The sequence below is a fragment of the Trichormus sp. NMC-1 genome (assembly GCF_001858025.1).
Classification (GTDB): domain Bacteria; phylum Cyanobacteriota; class Cyanobacteriia; order Cyanobacteriales; family Nostocaceae; genus Anabaena.
This window is the reverse complement of the sequence record NZ_LZQD01000002.1, coordinates 976,751-992,917: the sequence shown is the minus strand read 5'-3', so window position 1 is coordinate 992,917 and position 16,167 is coordinate 976,751. Positions and strand designations below refer to the sequence as shown.

14 protein-coding genes are annotated in these 16,167 nt (G+C 42.2%); 8 read left to right on the top strand and 6 right to left on the bottom strand.

Annotation, left to right across the window (positions count from 1 at the left end; translation table 11 throughout):
• Positions 1-1,209, bottom strand: coding sequence for a bifunctional diaminohydroxyphosphoribosylaminopyrimidine deaminase/5-amino-6-(5-phosphoribosylamino)uracil reductase RibD (ribD, locus tag A9Y75_RS11110; protein WP_071189596.1), 1,209 nt, complete (start codon positions 1,207-1,209; stop codon positions 1-3).
• Positions 1,210-1,252: 43 nt separating this feature from the next.
• Positions 1,253-1,798 (bottom strand): rod shape-determining protein MreD, encoded by a 546-nt coding sequence (gene mreD, locus A9Y75_RS11105; RefSeq protein WP_236721381.1) that lies wholly within the window; start codon positions 1,796-1,798, stop codon positions 1,253-1,255.
• On the opposite strand from mreD, the gene A9Y75_RS28410 reads away from it, so the two are divergent.
• Positions 1,781-1,960, top strand: a complete 180-nt coding sequence (locus tag A9Y75_RS28410; protein WP_177176127.1) for a hypothetical protein — start codon at positions 1,781-1,783, stop codon at positions 1,958-1,960. The genes mreD and A9Y75_RS28410 overlap by 18 nt on opposite strands.
• Before the next feature lie 29 nt (positions 1,961-1,989).
• On the opposite strand, the gene mreC is transcribed toward A9Y75_RS28410, so the two are convergent.
• A complete protein-coding gene (mreC, locus tag A9Y75_RS11100; RefSeq protein WP_071189594.1) occupies positions 1,990-2,799 on the bottom strand; it encodes a rod shape-determining protein MreC in 810 nt (269 codons plus the stop codon).
• A 78-nt stretch (positions 2,800-2,877) separates the two neighbouring features.
• Positions 2,878-3,885 (bottom strand): rod shape-determining protein, encoded by a 1,008-nt coding sequence (locus A9Y75_RS11095; RefSeq protein ID WP_071189593.1) that lies wholly within the window; start codon positions 3,883-3,885, stop codon positions 2,878-2,880.
• A gap of 370 nt (positions 3,886-4,255) precedes the next feature.
• Between A9Y75_RS11095 and A9Y75_RS11090 the strand changes: the two genes are divergently transcribed.
• The gene (locus A9Y75_RS11090; protein WP_071189592.1) at positions 4,256-4,618 is read left to right on the top strand and encodes a single-stranded DNA-binding protein; all 363 of its coding nucleotides are present in this window, start codon (positions 4,256-4,258) and stop codon (positions 4,616-4,618) included.
• Between the two features lie 142 nt (positions 4,619-4,760).
• On the opposite strand, the gene A9Y75_RS11085 is transcribed toward A9Y75_RS11090, so the two are convergent.
• Positions 4,761-5,504 carry an SIMPL domain-containing protein gene (locus A9Y75_RS11085; protein ID WP_071189591.1) on the bottom strand — a complete coding sequence of 248 codons (744 nt, stop codon included), beginning with the start codon at positions 5,502-5,504 and terminating at the stop codon, positions 4,761-4,763.
• A gap of 241 nt (positions 5,505-5,745) precedes the next feature.
• Here A9Y75_RS11085 and A9Y75_RS30385 point away from each other — a divergent pair, with 241 nt between their 5' ends.
• The 5 genes from A9Y75_RS30385 to murI all read left to right on the top strand — a co-directional run bounded on the left by A9Y75_RS30385 (position 5,746) and on the right by murI (position 13,786).
• A complete protein-coding gene (locus A9Y75_RS30385; RefSeq protein WP_343232408.1) occupies positions 5,746-6,000 on the top strand; it encodes an EVE domain-containing protein in 255 nt (84 codons plus the stop codon).
• A gap of 248 nt (positions 6,001-6,248) precedes the next feature.
• Complete coding sequence (locus A9Y75_RS11075; RefSeq protein WP_071189590.1) at positions 6,249-7,679, top strand: cation:proton antiporter; 1,431 nt, start codon at positions 6,249-6,251, stop codon at positions 7,677-7,679.
• A gap of 700 nt (positions 7,680-8,379) precedes the next feature.
• Complete coding sequence (locus tag A9Y75_RS11070; protein WP_071189589.1) at positions 8,380-10,230, top strand: N-acetylmuramoyl-L-alanine amidase; 1,851 nt, start codon at positions 8,380-8,382, stop codon at positions 10,228-10,230.
• Positions 10,231-10,752: 522 nt separating this feature from the next.
• Positions 10,753-12,654 (top strand): N-acetylmuramoyl-L-alanine amidase, encoded by a 1,902-nt coding sequence (locus tag A9Y75_RS11065; protein ID WP_071189588.1) that lies wholly within the window; start codon positions 10,753-10,755, stop codon positions 12,652-12,654.
• A gap of 277 nt (positions 12,655-12,931) precedes the next feature.
• Entirely contained in the window at positions 12,932-13,786 is an 855-nt protein-coding gene (gene murI, locus A9Y75_RS11060) for a glutamate racemase (protein WP_071189686.1), read from the top strand.
• Positions 13,787-14,100: 314 nt separating this feature from the next.
• Here the strand turns inward: murI and A9Y75_RS29550 are convergent, their stop codons facing one another.
• The gene (locus tag A9Y75_RS29550; RefSeq protein ID WP_071189587.1) at positions 14,101-14,298 is read right to left on the bottom strand and encodes a hypothetical protein; all 198 of its coding nucleotides are present in this window, start codon (positions 14,296-14,298) and stop codon (positions 14,101-14,103) included.
• Positions 14,299-15,152: 854 nt separating this feature from the next.
• On the opposite strand from A9Y75_RS29550, the gene sds reads away from it, so the two are divergent.
• Positions 15,153-16,124 (top strand): solanesyl diphosphate synthase, encoded by a 972-nt coding sequence (sds, locus tag A9Y75_RS11050; protein WP_071189586.1) that lies wholly within the window; start codon positions 15,153-15,155, stop codon positions 16,122-16,124.
• Positions 16,125-16,167: the final 43 nt, after the last annotated feature.

The window sequence follows — 16,167 nt, the reverse complement described above, 5'->3', positions numbered from 1 at the left end:
CTACTGACTTCTTTGTGGCAAATAACCTTCCACTAAGCAATCGGAACCGACAACACGCCAACGAACACGTTCTAAGGGTAACGCCTCAGTCATGGTAGTAAAACCTAAGTCGCCTACGGGTGTAGGAGCATTACTACCACCAATGATTTTGGGGGCGATAAAAGCCAGGATTTTTTGTACTGCTCCTTGAGCGATCGCACTCGCTGCTAAAGTACCACCGCATTCCCACAATACGCTACAAAAACCTCGCTCGTACAAATGAGTCATTGCTAATTCGGGCGTTAGTGATGGAAATTCCACAACTTCTACCCCCTTTTTGAGCAGCATTTCTTGAAAAGTTGGTGAACTGCCAATTTCCGTCAAAACTAAAGTTGGAGCCTCAGCAACTTCCCAGAGACGAGCATTTTCCGGCAAGTTTAGGCTGCGACTCATCACCACCCGCAGGGGATTATGCCCACCCACTTGGTGGCTAGTTAAATAAGGATTATCTTGTCGTACCGTATTTCCACCAACAATTACAGCATCACAAGCCGCCCGAAGTTGATGTACTTCACTGCGAGCATCTTGATTTGTCACCCAAGTACTATGTCCAGAACTAGCAGCAATTTTGCCGTCTAAGGTCATGGCATATTTCAAAATTCCCAAAGGTCGTTTGTAAAGAATGCGATGTATAAAACCTTCATTTAGCTTTTGACAAGCAGCTTCTTCTACCCCTACAACCACTTCTATTCCCGCTGCACGTAACCGGGCAATCCCCCCTCCAGCTACCAGAGGATTAGGGTCAACCATACCCACTACAACCTTAGAAACACCAGCATTTATCAATCCTTCTGAACAGGGTGGAGTCCGTCCGTAGTGGTTACAAGGTTCAAGACTGACATAGATTGTAGCTCCACGAGCGCTATCTCCGGCAGCTTTAAGGGCAAAAACTTCGGCATGAGGTTCACCAGCACGAGGATGAAACCCTTCTCCCACAATCTCCCCATCTTTGACAACCACCGCCCCCACTAACGGGTTTGGCGAAGTCCGCCCCAAAGCGCGACAGGCTAGTTTTATACACCGTTGCATCATCCGGGAGTCAAATTCACTACCTACTATTTCTTTGGCTGGGATATCCACGCTGATGACAGATTGTCCTAGAAGTTGATTCTCTTGAGTGTCTTTGGGTGAAAATGCATCTGCTGGAGCTACCGTTGAGGAGTTATTCATGTTAACTAACTCTTGAACATATATATCTAGGTACTCAATAATCTTACGAATTACGAATTAATTTTGTCTGTTGCCACCAGCGATTTAAGGGATAATAAACGACAGGGGCCCACAAGCTACTCAGAATCGCCGATGCTAAGGCCACACGCTGATAGTATGTCCAAATGTCTTCCACTTTGCGATCGCCTACCAAAGACAATTGCACAGCAAAAATAGTATCTGCTAATACTGCCATCCCAAAGACAATTAAAGCAATAGAAATAAAGTCTTCTTGAATAAAACGCTGCTTCTGTATTAGACCAGTGAGCATCCCTACTATCCCCAAACTTATAGCATGAGAAGGGTAAGGCGATGTCATCGCATCTTGTAATAAGCCAATCACTACACCGGCGAAGACACCAGCAAAGAGCGATCGCTTCACACTCCACGCCACCACCCAAATTAGTACCCAGTTAGGCCCAATACCCAATAATTCCATCCCTGGTAAACGGGTTGGTAACAACAGTAAACATAACAGCACAGAGCCAGATGTGACCGCCCAATCCAACAATTGACGCGCCCAAGGATACCAATGTCTCAACCCTGGGATGAAGGATGTGGATTTTCGGTCTGGCGATGGTGCGGTTCTCTGTCTGTTGCCAGGAAATCCAGGAATTTTCATGGTTTTGCCAAATTGTCAACTATAGCAGGAGTCAGGAGTCAGGAGTCAGGAGTAAAACCCTCTTGTCGTGGGAGTTTCATTATCAATTGATGTCCTAACCACCCTGTCCACGGCTATATTTAATTAAACTTTTGTAACTGTTGATTTGTTACCTTGGGTTTTTCCGGATCTGTGTTTTCTGGCTTAGGATATACAGTTACCCAATCTAAATGTTGAATTGGTGGAAAAAGCTCGACTTTCGCCACGGAAGCTGGGAGTTTATTTAAATCCAGAGACTTAACTCGTCCTACCGATAAGCCAGCAGGGAATTTCTGACTATAAGTAGAAGTAGATATTAAATCCCCCACCTTAACATTAGGAACTTTCTCGTAAAACTCTAGTACCCCTTCGGCAGAAGAATCACCACGCAAAACCCCCTTGGCTGCTGTGCGGCTAATAGTAACACCTACTTGACTTTTCAAATCGCTAATTAACAACACACGGCTAGTATTGGGAGTGACACTTTCTACCAAACCCACCAATCCACCATCAGCTTTAACTACAAACCCTTCTTGAATCCCAGCATTTGTACCACGATTTAGTGTCACTTGTTGCCACCAGTGATCAGCACTGCGTCCCACTACTCTCGCTAGAACCCGTTTGGCTGAACCCTGATCTTTCTCTGCGTAACCCAATAAACTTTGCAGTTTTTGATTTTGACTTTCCAGATCAACTATGCGTGTTTGTAACTCCATAAACCGAGCGTCACGAATACGTTCTTCAGGACTTATTCCTGGTTGTAATATCTGTAATGGACGGGTAATACCTTGATATATCTCCAGCAGTAGTGTGCCTTGAGTTTGTCGCAGTGTCCAAGCACTACCAGCGACTAGAGCTAACAAACCTATTTGTAAACCTTTATGTTCCCACCAACGGCGTGCAGTAAACATTTATACCTGTATATATTTTATAAATTATTCACGATATTGGATTCCATACTTCATATAATACAGAATCCAGTATCAATCCTACATATTGCGAGAACGTCCACTGAAAACCCGTTCTAGCTGCTTGAAGTTTTCTAACACACGACCTGTCCCCAAGACAACACAACTTAAGGGATCGGCGGCAATATGTGTCACAATACCAGTTTCATGACTAATTAAGGTGTCTAAGCCTTTGAGTAATGCACCACCGCCTGCCAGCATAATTCCCCGATCAATGATATCTGATGCGAGTTCTGGGGGTGTGCGTTCCAGTGTACGCTTAACTGCTTCTATAATTACTGATAGCGGTTCCAACATACTTTCCCGAATTTCCGGGCCTTTAATGGTAACAGTTCTCGGTAATCCAGACAGCAAATGCAAACCTCGGACTTCCATCATAGCATCGCCATCATCATTGGTAGGATAGGCAGAGCCAATGCGAATTTTGATATCCTCAGCTGTTCGTTCACCAATGACTAAGTTATGAACTTTCTTCATGTAGTGGATAATTGCTTCAGTCAACTCATCTCCCGCAATCCGCACTGATTCGCTGATTACTGTACCCTGAAGACTCAGCACCGCTACTTCTGTTGTGCCACCTCCAATATCAATGATCATGTTACCAGTGGGTTCAGCTACAGGCAGTCCTGCGCCAATTGCTGCTGCTACTGGCTCATCAATCAAATATACTTCCCTGGCCCCAGCTTGAGTAGCTGCATCCATCACAGCCCGTCTTTCAACTCCTGTTACCCCGCTGGGAATACCAATGACAATCCGAGGTAAAATTAGGGATCTGCCCTCATTTACTCGCTGGATAAAGCTTTTTAGCATTAATTCAGCGGTATCGAAATCAGCAATGACACCATCACGCAGGGGACGAACGGCAATCACATTACCTGGTGTTCGACCTAGCATTTTTTTGGCATCTTCTCCCACTGCCAGCGCTATCTTTTCATTTTTATCAATGGCTACTACTGAAGGCTCTTGGAGTACAATTCCTTTACCAGATACATAAACTAGGGTGTTGGCAGTACCGAGGTCGATACCCATATCCCATGATGAGCGAAAGTTCCTAAAAAGACCCACGCGTCTCTAAGCCCCCTATGTGCGCTACTTATGAATATAATGTCAGAGTTAATTGTGCTGGATTCTATTATGTTTTTTCGCCTGGCTCCAGTCAAACAGACTATTTTTTCCATAACTTTTGTCAATCTTGATGGAAGTTTCAGGCCTCTTATTTTCTCTATTCCCAAGTCACTCAGTATAACCGTATAATTTTGGCAATGATGCCAAGTAAATTTTGAATCATTGTGTGGAATTAATTATATTGCTAATTACTTAACATATTTTAAATATTTTTACAATTAGATATTATATTATTTACAATAATCTAGTACTTTTGTACTAAAAGGTAACACCCATGAGCATCAATGTTGTCACTCTTGTCGGTCGTGTAGGCACTGACCCCGATATGAAGTACTTCGAGTCTGGTACAGTTAAATGTAAATTAACACTAGCAGTTAACCGGCGATCGCGTAACAACGATAAGCCCGACTGGTTTAATCTAGAACTTTGGGGTAAAACCGCCGAAGTCGCAGGGAACTATGTACGGAAAGGTAGCCTGATCGGGGTTAAAGGTTCCTTGAAATTTGATTCCTGGAGTGATCGCCAAACCGGAGTCAACCGTTCTAGTCCAGTTATTCATGTAGAACAACTAGAGTTACTAGGCTCTAAGCGTGACGGTGAAGGCGGTATGGCTGATATGTCTCCAGAGAATTTCTAATTTAGTCAGAAGGGGCGTATTGCAATACGTCCGTACAGGAGTCAGGAGTCAGGAGTCAGAATATCAGAATATCAGAATCATCTATAAACCTTCCAAATGACCAATGACCAATGACCAATGACCAATGACCAATGACCAATGACTAATAACTAATTTGCAGCGTTACAGATGCTTGTACTTCTTGTTCACCAGCAACTATGGGGGTAGAAGCATCTGCATTAGCTAACTTAGCTTCTGTCCGGTAAAGCATAGGTGGCGGTGGCGCACTGGCACCATTGATTTGAATACTAACAATTTCTTTCGACTTCAACCCCAATGTGCCGAGAACTGTTTCTGCTTGCTGTTGAGCATCCTGAGTAGCTTTTTTAAGTGCTTGTTTTTGGGCATTGGCGATCGCATCATCACTAGCTACAAAGCTCACACCGTTAATTTGTGTCGCCCCAGTTTTTACAGCTTCGTCTAACAACGTACCAGTTTGATCAACGGGAATACGAAAACTCACTGTATTCGTGGCAGCATAACCAGTTATTTTTTGTACGTTATTACTGTAGCTGTATACTGGATTTAGGCGAACCCCTGTAGTTTCTAATTTTTCTACGTTGCGGCTTTTGAGCAGATTGACTACAGCTGATGACCTGCGGGCTGCTTCTTTTTGTACTTCCTGAGCAGTTTTTCCTTGAATTTCTACACCCAAACTAACTTGCGACAAGGTGGTAGGAATTGCTTCCACCCCACGACCACTCACCGTCAAAGTGCGCCATAGTTTTTCTTTTTCTTGTGCCGATGCAGGTAATGTAAAAATCATAAATAACAGTAAAGTCAAAGATAGTCTTTTCCAAAACTCACCCCGCTGAAAACGAGAACTGGATAAAGTAGCTTTATACATTAGACGTACACTCCTTACAAAATTTATACCGAGTTTCCAGGTTTTAGGGAACTTTCACCCAAAACTTTCTAAAACTTTTTACAACTACAATCCGATTTGTATATTTATACTTTGACACTGCCTAAATCAAAAAGTTGCTTGGTTACATTTTTGGCAACTAAAAAAAATTACACCCTAATTGATGAGTATTTGCTCATGGCTGATTGGCTACTGAAAACAAAACCAGAAATTTCTTCTTACTTTGGATTTAGAACGAGATTGCAGTACAGTATGGGATGGAGTCAATCATCCCTTAGGCTTCAAACATATGCAGACAATGCTCCCTCATAATTTGGCTTTGATTTATCACACAGGCAAAGAACGGCAAGTTATGGGCATAGAAGAAATCTACTCTCAAGCTGATAGTGACCCAGCCTGGAATGATAGTAAAGGGGTAGTTGTGGATTTGCGGGCAAGCGCGAAAGGTCTATCAATCCCTCACCTTAGCCAAAATTAAACAAGACATTCACGTTACAAGTTTTAACTTGCTAAAATTGCCAAGACTTTCTCTTCTGCCAGTATTAGAGTTAAATTGGCATCACCTGAATGTATTTGGTAGGAGACATCAATTAATTTATACCTGTTATCAGTAGTGCATATATATCTAATATCTTATGATTGCTGTTAGAAGTAAGTATATATCTATGTCTATGAAATGGTTTCAATAACAAGGTAAAAATAAAGAGAAGGATATTAACAGAACCAATGCAGTTTTTCAATGCAATCAATTTAACTGTTCCCCTGTTGGCAAGTGCCACAGAAACCGTAGACAGTTCGATGGTGGTAGCCTCTGTGCTACTGAGTTTAGTAGTAATTTACTTTGCCAGCAAAGTGGGAGGGGAATTCTCCAACAGAGTAGGTTTACCCCCTGTCTTAGGTGAACTTGTTGGTGGTGTAATTATCGGTGTCTCTGTACTCCATCTGTTAGTATTCCCTGAAGGTGGTACAGACAGTTCTAATTCTTTAATCATGACTTTCCTGCAAATGACTGCTGGTTTAACTCCAGAAGCTACGCCACAGGTGTTCGCTGCACAGTCAGAAGTCGTTTCTGTTTTAGCAGAACTGGGTGTTATTATCCTGCTATTTGAAATTGGTTTGGAGTCCAATTTAAAAGACTTAATGGATGTCGGTATCCAAGCAGTCGTTGTCGCAGTCGTAGGGGTAGTAGTACCCTTCGCAGCAGGGACTGTAGGGTTAATGGCTTTGTTTGGTATCAGCGCTATACCGGCTATTTTTGCTGGGGCGGCTTTGACTGCTACTAGTATTGGTATTACTTCCAAAGTCCTCTCAGAACTAGGACGGTTGAATTCTAAAGAAGGGCAAATTATTCTCGGTGCAGCTGTAATAGATGACATCCTCGGAATTATCGTACTGGCTGTAGTTGCCAGTTTAGCGAAAGATGGAGCAGTAGATGTAGGCAATGTCATCTATTTAATTACCAGCGCTACTGGTTTTCTCGTCGGTGCGATTGTTTTTGGTAATGTTTTCAATAAATCCTTCGTAGCGATCGCTGATCAACTCAAAACACGCGGTGAATTGATCATACCCGCCTTCATTTTCGCTTTTGTGATGGCCTATTTCGCCGCCGTTATCCACTTGGAAGCAATTCTCGGCGCTTTCGCAGCAGGTTTAGTTCTAGAAGAAACAGACAAACGCAAAGAACTACAAAAGCAAGTTATTCCTATCGCTGATATGCTAGTGCCGATTTTCTTCGTCACTGTTGGGGCAAAAACTGATTTTGGAGTATTAAACCCAGCAATCCCCAGTAACCGGGAAGGTTTAATTATGGCAACTTTCCTGATTGCAGTCGCCATAATCGGTAAAGTGATCACAGGTTTAGCCGTGTTTGGACAACCTAACATCAATCGTTTGGCTATTGGTGTAGGGATGATTCCTAGAGGTGAAGTTGGCTTAGTGTTTGCTGGTGTGGGCGCTGCTAGTGGCGTTCTTTCCAAACCACTAGGAGCAGCAATTATTATGATGGTAATTCTCACCACTTTTTTAGCTCCCCCTCTGTTAAGATTCGTATTTCCCGAATCAACGCCCGCAGCTACTTTAGACGGTGCAGATGATACATCATTAGCAATAGCAGCAGCAAATCATGCGGGAACTTTGAAAGACACCTCAGATTCATAGAAGAGTCTGAGTCAGTAGTCAGTTCCTAATTTTTACTTGTCCATAATCAACTATGGACAAGTGTATAGGACTTACGCACTATACAAATTAGACATGATCTGTATCAACCTAAATTAGTTATTTCCGGGATATTAGTAGGGTGTGTCAGATGGCAAAATTTTGTTAATTGTGGGCAAATTATCCGGTCTAACGTGGTTGGTGAGCTTGCCGAACCACACCATAGAAGAGATAAAATCCACAATGCATATTTAATAAATTTTGTCAATGCGTAACAGCTTAGTGTACTTTGGCTTATATCCAGTTCTCCTACTGTCTCTAGGACAACTGCTGTAATAGTTAACGGAAACTTATCTTTCTCAAGCGCCGTCTCCTGTGATAGCCAATTTTCAGTTGTTTTTCATTCTTACTGGGATATTGAAAAAATTAAACAATTAAAAATTCCAATTAGCTGAACTGCAAGGCTGGCGAGACTTAATTTAAAAAGCTGATTAGCAAAGCTTTTCAGGAATTTGGAAGCTTGACTTATTGATCATTATTCATTTTGTCTTTGTATTAGTTTGCCAAAGCCACAGTTTAAAAACAAATTTTATTGGCTATTTAATATATTTTACAAATAATTTAGGATTGCTATAGTCAGGAATTGTTATCGAAAATCCAAAATTCCTTGGATATCTCAAAATGTAAATCAGGAGCAATAACTTTGAAAATATACTCATTACTACCCGGTACTCTGGGAACTATCGTCTTACTAGCTTCGCCAACTTTAGCGGCAAAATTAGAATCTTGGCGGTTTGATGCTAATCAAAACCAACTAGAAATTAATACTTCGGGCGCTGTACAACCCCAAGCACAACTAATTTTTAACCCCACACGTTTGGTAATTGATTTACCAGGTACTAGATTTGGGCGATCTCAATTAACTCAACCAGTAGGTGGTGCTATTCGCTCAATTCGGATAGGACAGTTTGACCCCCAAACAACACGCATAGTTTTAGAGTTCACTCCAGGTTATACTATAAACCCTAATTTAATTAAATTTGTTGGCACTACTGCCAGTCGTTGGAAAGTCCAATTACCAAAGCTGGAAGCTGAGAAAGTTCCAGTTTCTAACAACACTAATACTTATAGTTTAGTGACGATAGACTCTCAGGCTAAACCTGAGTTTTCAACAGCCGCCACTACCACAGCGGGAATAACTCAAATTCAGAAAATACAAACTACAGGGGATGGTTTTTTTATTCGTACCAGTGGTGGTAATCCCCGGATTCAGGTCAATCGTAGCCGCGATAATACTACCATTTTCATGGATATCTCCGGTGCTACTTTATCACCGGATCTAGCACCAGGAATTTTACCAATAAATCAGCATGGTGTCAGCCGCATAGAATTCACCCAACTGCAAACAAAACCAACTTCTGTCCGCCTAACCTTGCGGGTAGATAAAAATAGTTCCGATTGGCGGGCTAGTATCAGCAATGTTGGTGGGTTAATTCTACTACCAACTAAGGGTGCTGTCCGCTTACCTGGAAATAATAATCAATCAACACCTATTCCATCTACAAGTAACCTCCCTGTTACCAACACACAGGCTACTATTCAATCTGTAGAACTAGCAGCTAATGGCACACAATTACTAATTAGAGCCGACCAAACTTTATCTGCTACTGGTACTTGGGATAAGTCTAGTGGACTATTTCGGATCACAATACCCAATGCTAAATTAGCTAGTAACGTACAAGGCCCTACTTTCAATGCCAATAGCCCTGTCCTGCGGGTACGTATGCAACCGCAAACACCCAACAGCGTAGTTGTTTTTGTTCAACCTGCATCGGGTGTACAAATTGGGGCGATTAATCAAGTTAGTGACCAGATTTTGGCTCTAGAATTACAACGATATCGTCAAGTCAGACCCCCAATTAGTTTACCTCCCTTACCATCAGCCAACAGTGGACAATTACCAGACCCAAATATCAGAACTCCCCAGCCCCGTCCGCGGGCCTCAGTTCCAAAAGGGAAATTATTAGTTATCATTGACCCTGGACATGGTGGTAAAGACTCAGGAGCAGTTGGCATTGGTGGAATACAAGAAAAAAATATTATTTTGCCCATTAGCAAAAGGGTAGCAGAGATTTTGCAGCAAAATGGCGTGCAAGCTGTGATGACAAGGGATTCTGATTATTTTGTTAGCCTACCAGGAAGAGTCCAAATGGCAGAAAGAGCCAACGCTGATGTATTTGTCAGCATTCATGCTAATTCAGCCGGAGCAAGTCGTCCAGAGGTCAGTGGTTTAGAAACTTATCATTACGGCAATGGTCTGACTTTAGCTCGCATTGTCCATAACAGAATTCTTCAAAGTCTCAATGTCAGAGACCGGAAAGTGCGGAAAGCCAGATTTTATGTTCTCAGAAAAAGTTCTATGCCCTCAATTTTAGTAGAAACGGGTTTTATAACTGGTCGAGAAGATGCTGCCAAACTCAGAACTTCAGCTTATCAAAATCAGATGGCCGAAGCGATCGCTCAAGGAATTCTCCAATATTTAAGGCAAAGATAAGTAATTCACGTTTGTTTACTCTCTTCCCACTAAAAGAATACGGATTAAATAAACCGCAAAGACGCGTATTGCTAAAGCGAAAGCTCCGCTAACGCGCAGCGTTCCGTAGGAAAGAACGCGTTCTTCGAAGACGTTCCGTAAGAAAGGAACAAGGAAGAAGATAGCTAATCTTACACTGGGAAGGGAGTATACCACTCGCCACATTTGACCAGCAAAGTTTTTTTGAATACTAAATAGTTACCATCACCAACCTGATTGGACTAGTATTTCTGCTCAGAAAAATATGATTTTCTGATTACGGTTAATTTTTGATAGCTCTTTTTGGTGTAATCTGATGCTTTGCAGGCTAAATTGATTTACGCTCACAGCATGGCAAAATTAAAAACTTATGCTATAGTGTTACGCCATTAGCTGTGTCTCGATACCAACGCAAAGCTAAAGTTTGGGCGGTAAAGGTGTGAGGATTTACCAAGATGTTGAGATATTGACGACTCCCATGAATGCGAATCAGGAGAAAGGACTGTGAAACTACACTGGTTAATACCCAGCACTTTTGGAACTATCTTCATGCTATCGTCGCCAGCAATGGCCGCGAAATTAGAATCTTGGCGCTTTGATACCAATCAAAACCGCTTGGAAATTAACACTTCTGGTTCTGTTCAGCCTCAAGCACAACTAATTTTTAACCCCACTCGGTTAGTAATTGATTTGCCAGGTACTACCTTTGGTCGTCCCCAATTAACCCAGCAGATAGGTGGAGCAGTTCGCGCTATCCGCATTGGGCAGTTTGACGAACAAACAACGCGCCTAGTTGTAGAACTTACTCCTGGTTATACACTAGACCCCACCCTCATCAAATTCACCGGAGCTAGTAGCAGCCGCTGGATAGTACAATTACCACAAATAGAGGCTGAAGCACTACCACCCTCTGGCTATGTGGGTGAGCAAGCCACAGAAACACCCAAATTCATACCCCCTCAATCACCATTCACGCCCGCAGCCTCCCCTCAAAATACTTACAATATGGTGACAACAACTTCTGTCACCCTTCCTAACCGTGACATAGCAGTCAACACCACCGGGGGAGTAGTTCAAATTGAAAACTTGCGAGTCACCGGGGATGGTTTTTTTATTCGTACCAGTGGTGGTAATGCCCAGATTCAAGTTAATCGTAGCGACGATAACCGCCTAATTAATATTGAAATTGCCGGCGCTGCCTTATCACCAAAACTTGGACAAAGAGATTTGTTAATTAATCGCTATGGTGTCAGCCGCATCCAATTTACCCAACTATCAAGTAAAACGCCGACTGTCCGCATGACTTTGCGGGTAGATAGCAACAGCGCCGACTGGCGAGCCACAACTGGCAATACTGACGGTTTTGTTTTACTGCCTAATCGTCTGGTGAGATTGCCAGGAAATCAACCCTCTACAGCAATTGTTCCCAACTCTCCAGCCACAATTGGGTCTGTAGAACTGGCTGGTAATGGTACACAACTACTGATTAGAGCCGACCAAGCTGTATCTGCTACTGGTGGCTGGGATAGGACTTCTGGTTTATTCCGCATCACTATTCCCAATGCTAAGTTAGCTAGTAAAGTACAAGGGCCTGCTTTTAATGCTAATAGTCCTGTTCTTCGGGTACGTCTACAACCCCAAGCCAACACTGTAGTCATCTTTGTTCAACCTGCCTCTGGTGTACAAATTGGCGAACTTAACCAGGTGGGAGAAAAGCTTTTAGCTCTACAGTTAGAACGCTCTCGTCAGTTAACACCACCCATTAATTTACCTCCTTTACCATCAGTCAATAGCAGACAACTACCAGAACCTACGGAAAGTACTCAAATACGTACTCAGCCACAACCGCGTCTATCTGTTCCTAGAGGAAAACTACTAGTAGTTATTGACCCCGGACATGGCGGTAAAGATTCCGGCGCTCCCGGTTTGGGCGGTTTGTTAGAAAAGGATGTCATTTTGCCAATTGGTAAAAGGGTAGCTGCAATTTTAGAGCAAAATGGTGTACAAGCTGTGCTGACACGAGATGCTGACTTTTTTGTGGAATTGCAAGGACGGGTAGATATAGCACAGCGAGTAAATGCAACTTTGTTTGTCAGCATTCACGCTAATGCAGTAGATAGTCGTCCTGATGTGAATGGGTTAGAGGTATATTATTACGGTAGTGGTTATGGTCTGGCAGAAACTGTTCGCAACACTATTCTTCAGGATATCAGTACCATTAAAGATAGGGGAACCCGTAAGGCTAGATTTTATGTACTTAGGAAAAATTCTATGCCCGCGATTTTAGTGGAAACAGGCTATATGACTGGTCGTGAGGATAATCCCCGTTTAGGCTCACCAGAGTACCAAAATCGCATGGCTGATGCGATCGCTCGTGGTATCCTCAATTATCTACAGCAAAGATGAGAATACACTACTTTTTAGTATGTCATCCACATTACTAATTATAGATTCAGTATGTAAGTAAGTCGGCACGATCAAACCGATGTATGTTGAGTTTTGTAAAAACCGTGAAATGACCTATTGATAAGGCATTAATTGAATTTACATTTTGTTACATGGTTATAAATTTTCCCACCGACTTACTTAGACTTTTTTTAGGTACAGAATTTAGTGGTCAAGGAGAAAATTGTCTGCTAAATTCTGTATTTTAAATAGCAAAATCTCAATCAATAATTTACCTGTGTATTCATCTTCCATTTTTGAAGGTAATCTTAATTTCTCGGACAAAGAACCTCAACGCGCCCCCATTGGGGTGTTTGACAGTGGTGTCGGTGGGCTAACGGTACTGCGACAACTCTACAAGCAACTTCCCAATGAATCAATTATTTACTTTGGGGATACAGCCCATCTTCCCTACGGCATTCGTTCACAAGCTGAAATATTACAATATGTCAGGGGAATCCTGGACTGGATGCAACAGCAACGAGTAAAAATGGTGATTATGGCTTGTAACACCAGTTCTGCTCTGGCTCTAGAAAATGTCCGTCAAGAATTTAGTTTCCCCATTCTCGGAGTCATTCTACCAGGAGCAAAGGCAGCAGTACAGCAAGGTAAGCGTATTGGTGTCATTGCTACCCCAGCAACTGCCAAGAGTAATGCTTATCGCCAGGCTATTGTAGAAATACAACCTGATGTCCAAGTCTGGCAAGTCAGTTGTCCAGAATTTGTCCCACTCATTGAGCAAAATCGCATCCACGACCCCTACACCATAGAAGTGGCTAGATCATATTTAGAGCCTTTAATCAAACAGGAAATTGACACCTTAGTTTATGGCTGTACTCATTATCCCCATTTAGCACCTGTACTGCGATCGCTCCTTCCCCCACAAGTCAAGTTGGTTGATCCAGCTGTTCATGTTGTGGCAGCTTGCGCTCAAGAGTTAGACTTATTAACCATCAGCAATACCCACTTACCAATGCCTACTCGCTTTGCTGTCAGCGGTTGTCCGCAACAATTCGCTCAGTCTGGATTACAGTGGTTGGGCTATACTCCTCTGGTAGAACAGGTCTTCCTCACTGATGCCACAGTCTCATAAGTCACTCAATTTTGGATTTTGGATTTTGGCAGCATCCCATTAAGAGGATGTTTTAAAAGTTGTGAATGATGTATCAAAAACTTTTAGTTTCCCCTATACACCTGAAAAAAGTAAGACCCAAAGTCTCCCTTTTTTAAGTTGGTTTAGGGCGATATCGATACAAATTGATGCTTGAAAAACATCCTTTTGGGCAATTGCTCCAGGTGAAAATTTTGAATCTTGAATTTTTCCAGAGAATGAGAACGGCTATTGCACTATAACGAGTTCAGATTTTTTCTTCTTAATCCAAAATCTAAAATTATCCTCACCTTTATTTATTGACTATTGACGACCTCAGTTACTTTTGTCCTTAGTCCTCTTTGCTGATTGTGCTGATCCTGTATAGCTGAAGCTCCACTTCTAAGAACACCTTTTTTGCCTGTTCGCTTTGCTAGTGCTAATAATAAGTAGACGGTGAATAAATATCCAGCAGCTAAAATAAATATCAACATAGGCATATTTCCGTAAATCATTGTTCTACCAGCCCTGCTCTCAAGGGAATATAAAATTGCATACAAAAACAGTAGAACTTCAGCCAATCAAGACTGTACTTGATTACTGTAGTTGGCTATGAAAAACCCCCAGTAGAGTGTTAATTCTCTCCGGATAACGAATTTATGATTTTATTTAATTTCTCGCAGACCACACATCCGACAGTAGTTAATTCGCTAAATTGCAAATTAACTGCGCTCTTCAGCAGTCTACCCAGTCTGCGTTATTTACCCTCACACCAATAGAGCTAGAGCTACACTAATGCTCAACGTGCGCTGAACTAAGTGTAGTGGCTTCCCTAACAGGAGGCACATTATCCAACCCAAAAGGTCTGTTGGTCGCACAAAAAACAATTAGGAATCATTTCCTTAATTCTGTAAGCGACCTGCTATTTTAGACTTACAATCCCCATGAGTAAAAACACCTAATGGTGGTTTGCTTTTTTGGGAAGTGAATATCTGAAAAATTTAAAATTCCTATAATTTAGCGTAACATAACCTAACGAGATTTTAAGCTTACTTCCAGACTAAATTTCAAATTTTTTAGATGTTTACACACAAGCTTTATATCAAGCAGTTTTAATGCTAAATAAATTCAGCAGGAGTGAGAATAACCTCATGTCTAAAGCCAGCGGTGGCAATGAATAATTCTTTTTTTGGCACGAGAGCTATTTTCATATCACAAATAGTCCAATATAGCAAAAGTTTTTTATGTCTTTTTTGCAGATAATTTAGCATGGGATTCGCTGAGGAAAACTTTTCGCTGGCACTGGGTTATCTTAAAATGAGTAAAGGATATGTAAACTTTCGTAACCTAAGTCAGAGTCCGCCCATCCATGACCCCAGCCACCTCCCTGTTTACCCCTGTGGAAGCAGACCTGCAAATACTAGCAGATAACCTCACACAGCTAGTTGGAAATCGCCACCCCATTCTCTATGCAGCAGCCGAACATTTATTTGGTGCTGGGGGCAAGCGTCTCAGACCAGCAATTGTGCTGCTAATATCGCGGGCAACCATGCTAGAACAAGATATTACACCCCGTCATCGCCGCTTGGCAGAGATTACGGAAATGATCCACACAGCCAGCTTAGTACACGATGATGTAGTGGATGAATCAAATGTCCGCCGTGGTGTGCCTACGGTTCATAGTTTATTTGGTAATCGCATTGCCGTACTAGCAGGAGATTTTCTCTTTGCTCAGTCGTCCTGGTATTTAGCGAATCTAGACAATTTGGATGTAGTCAAACTGCTTTCAGAAGTAATTATGGATTTGGCAGCTGGGGAAATCCAACAAGGGCTAAATCGTTTTGATACTAATCTTTCTACAGGAACTTACCTCAAAAAGAGCTATTACAAAACAGCATCCTTAATTGCTAACAGTTCTAAAGCCGCTGGATTACTCAGCGAAGTTTCCCCAGAGAGTGCCGAAAATCTGTATAACTACGGTAAGCATCTTGGTCTAGCCTTCCAAATAGTAGATGATATTTTAGATTTCACTGGTTCTACAGATGTCTTAGGTAAACCAGCCGGATCGGATCTCAAAAGCGGTAATCTGACTGCACCAGTGTTATTTGCCTTGGAGGAACAACCTTACCTAGAAGTGTTGATTGAAAGAGAGTTTGCCCAAGCTGGTGATTTAGACCAGGCATTGGGGCTGATTTCAGATAGCCAAGGTATACAGCGGGCGAGAGAATTAGCTGCTCACCATGCTAAATTGGCTGCTGACCATATTGCCACCCTAGAATCCTCAGAATCACGACAAGCATTAATTAACATGACTGATTATGTACTGAGTCGCCTCTTTTAGCCGATGCGTGAATTTTAGATTTTGGGTTTGGGATTGACTCTAA

Coding starts and splice junctions, on each gene's coding strand:
- A9Y75_RS29550 (WP_071189587.1), bottom strand. CDS start 14,298: ATGATTTACGGAAATATGCCTATGTTGATATTTATTTTAGCTGCTGGA.
- A9Y75_RS28410 (WP_177176127.1), top strand. CDS start 1,781: ATGTCTCAACCCTGGGATGAAGGATGTGGATTTTCGGTCTGGCGATGG.
- sds (WP_071189586.1), top strand. CDS start 15,153: ATGACCCCAGCCACCTCCCTGTTTACCCCTGTGGAAGCAGACCTGCAA.
- A9Y75_RS11090 (WP_071189592.1), top strand. CDS start 4,256: ATGAGCATCAATGTTGTCACTCTTGTCGGTCGTGTAGGCACTGACCCC.
- A9Y75_RS11095 (WP_071189593.1), bottom strand. CDS start 3,885: ATGGGTATCGACCTCGGTACTGCCAACACCCTAGTTTATGTATCTGGT.
- mreC (WP_071189594.1), bottom strand. CDS start 2,799: ATGTTTACTGCACGCCGTTGGTGGGAACATAAAGGTTTACAAATAGGT.
- A9Y75_RS11085 (WP_071189591.1), bottom strand. CDS start 5,504: ATGTATAAAGCTACTTTATCCAGTTCTCGTTTTCAGCGGGGTGAGTTT.
- ribD (WP_071189596.1), bottom strand. CDS start 1,209: ATGAATAACTCCTCAACGGTAGCTCCAGCAGATGCATTTTCACCCAAA.
- A9Y75_RS11075 (WP_071189590.1), top strand. CDS start 6,249: ATGCAGTTTTTCAATGCAATCAATTTAACTGTTCCCCTGTTGGCAAGT.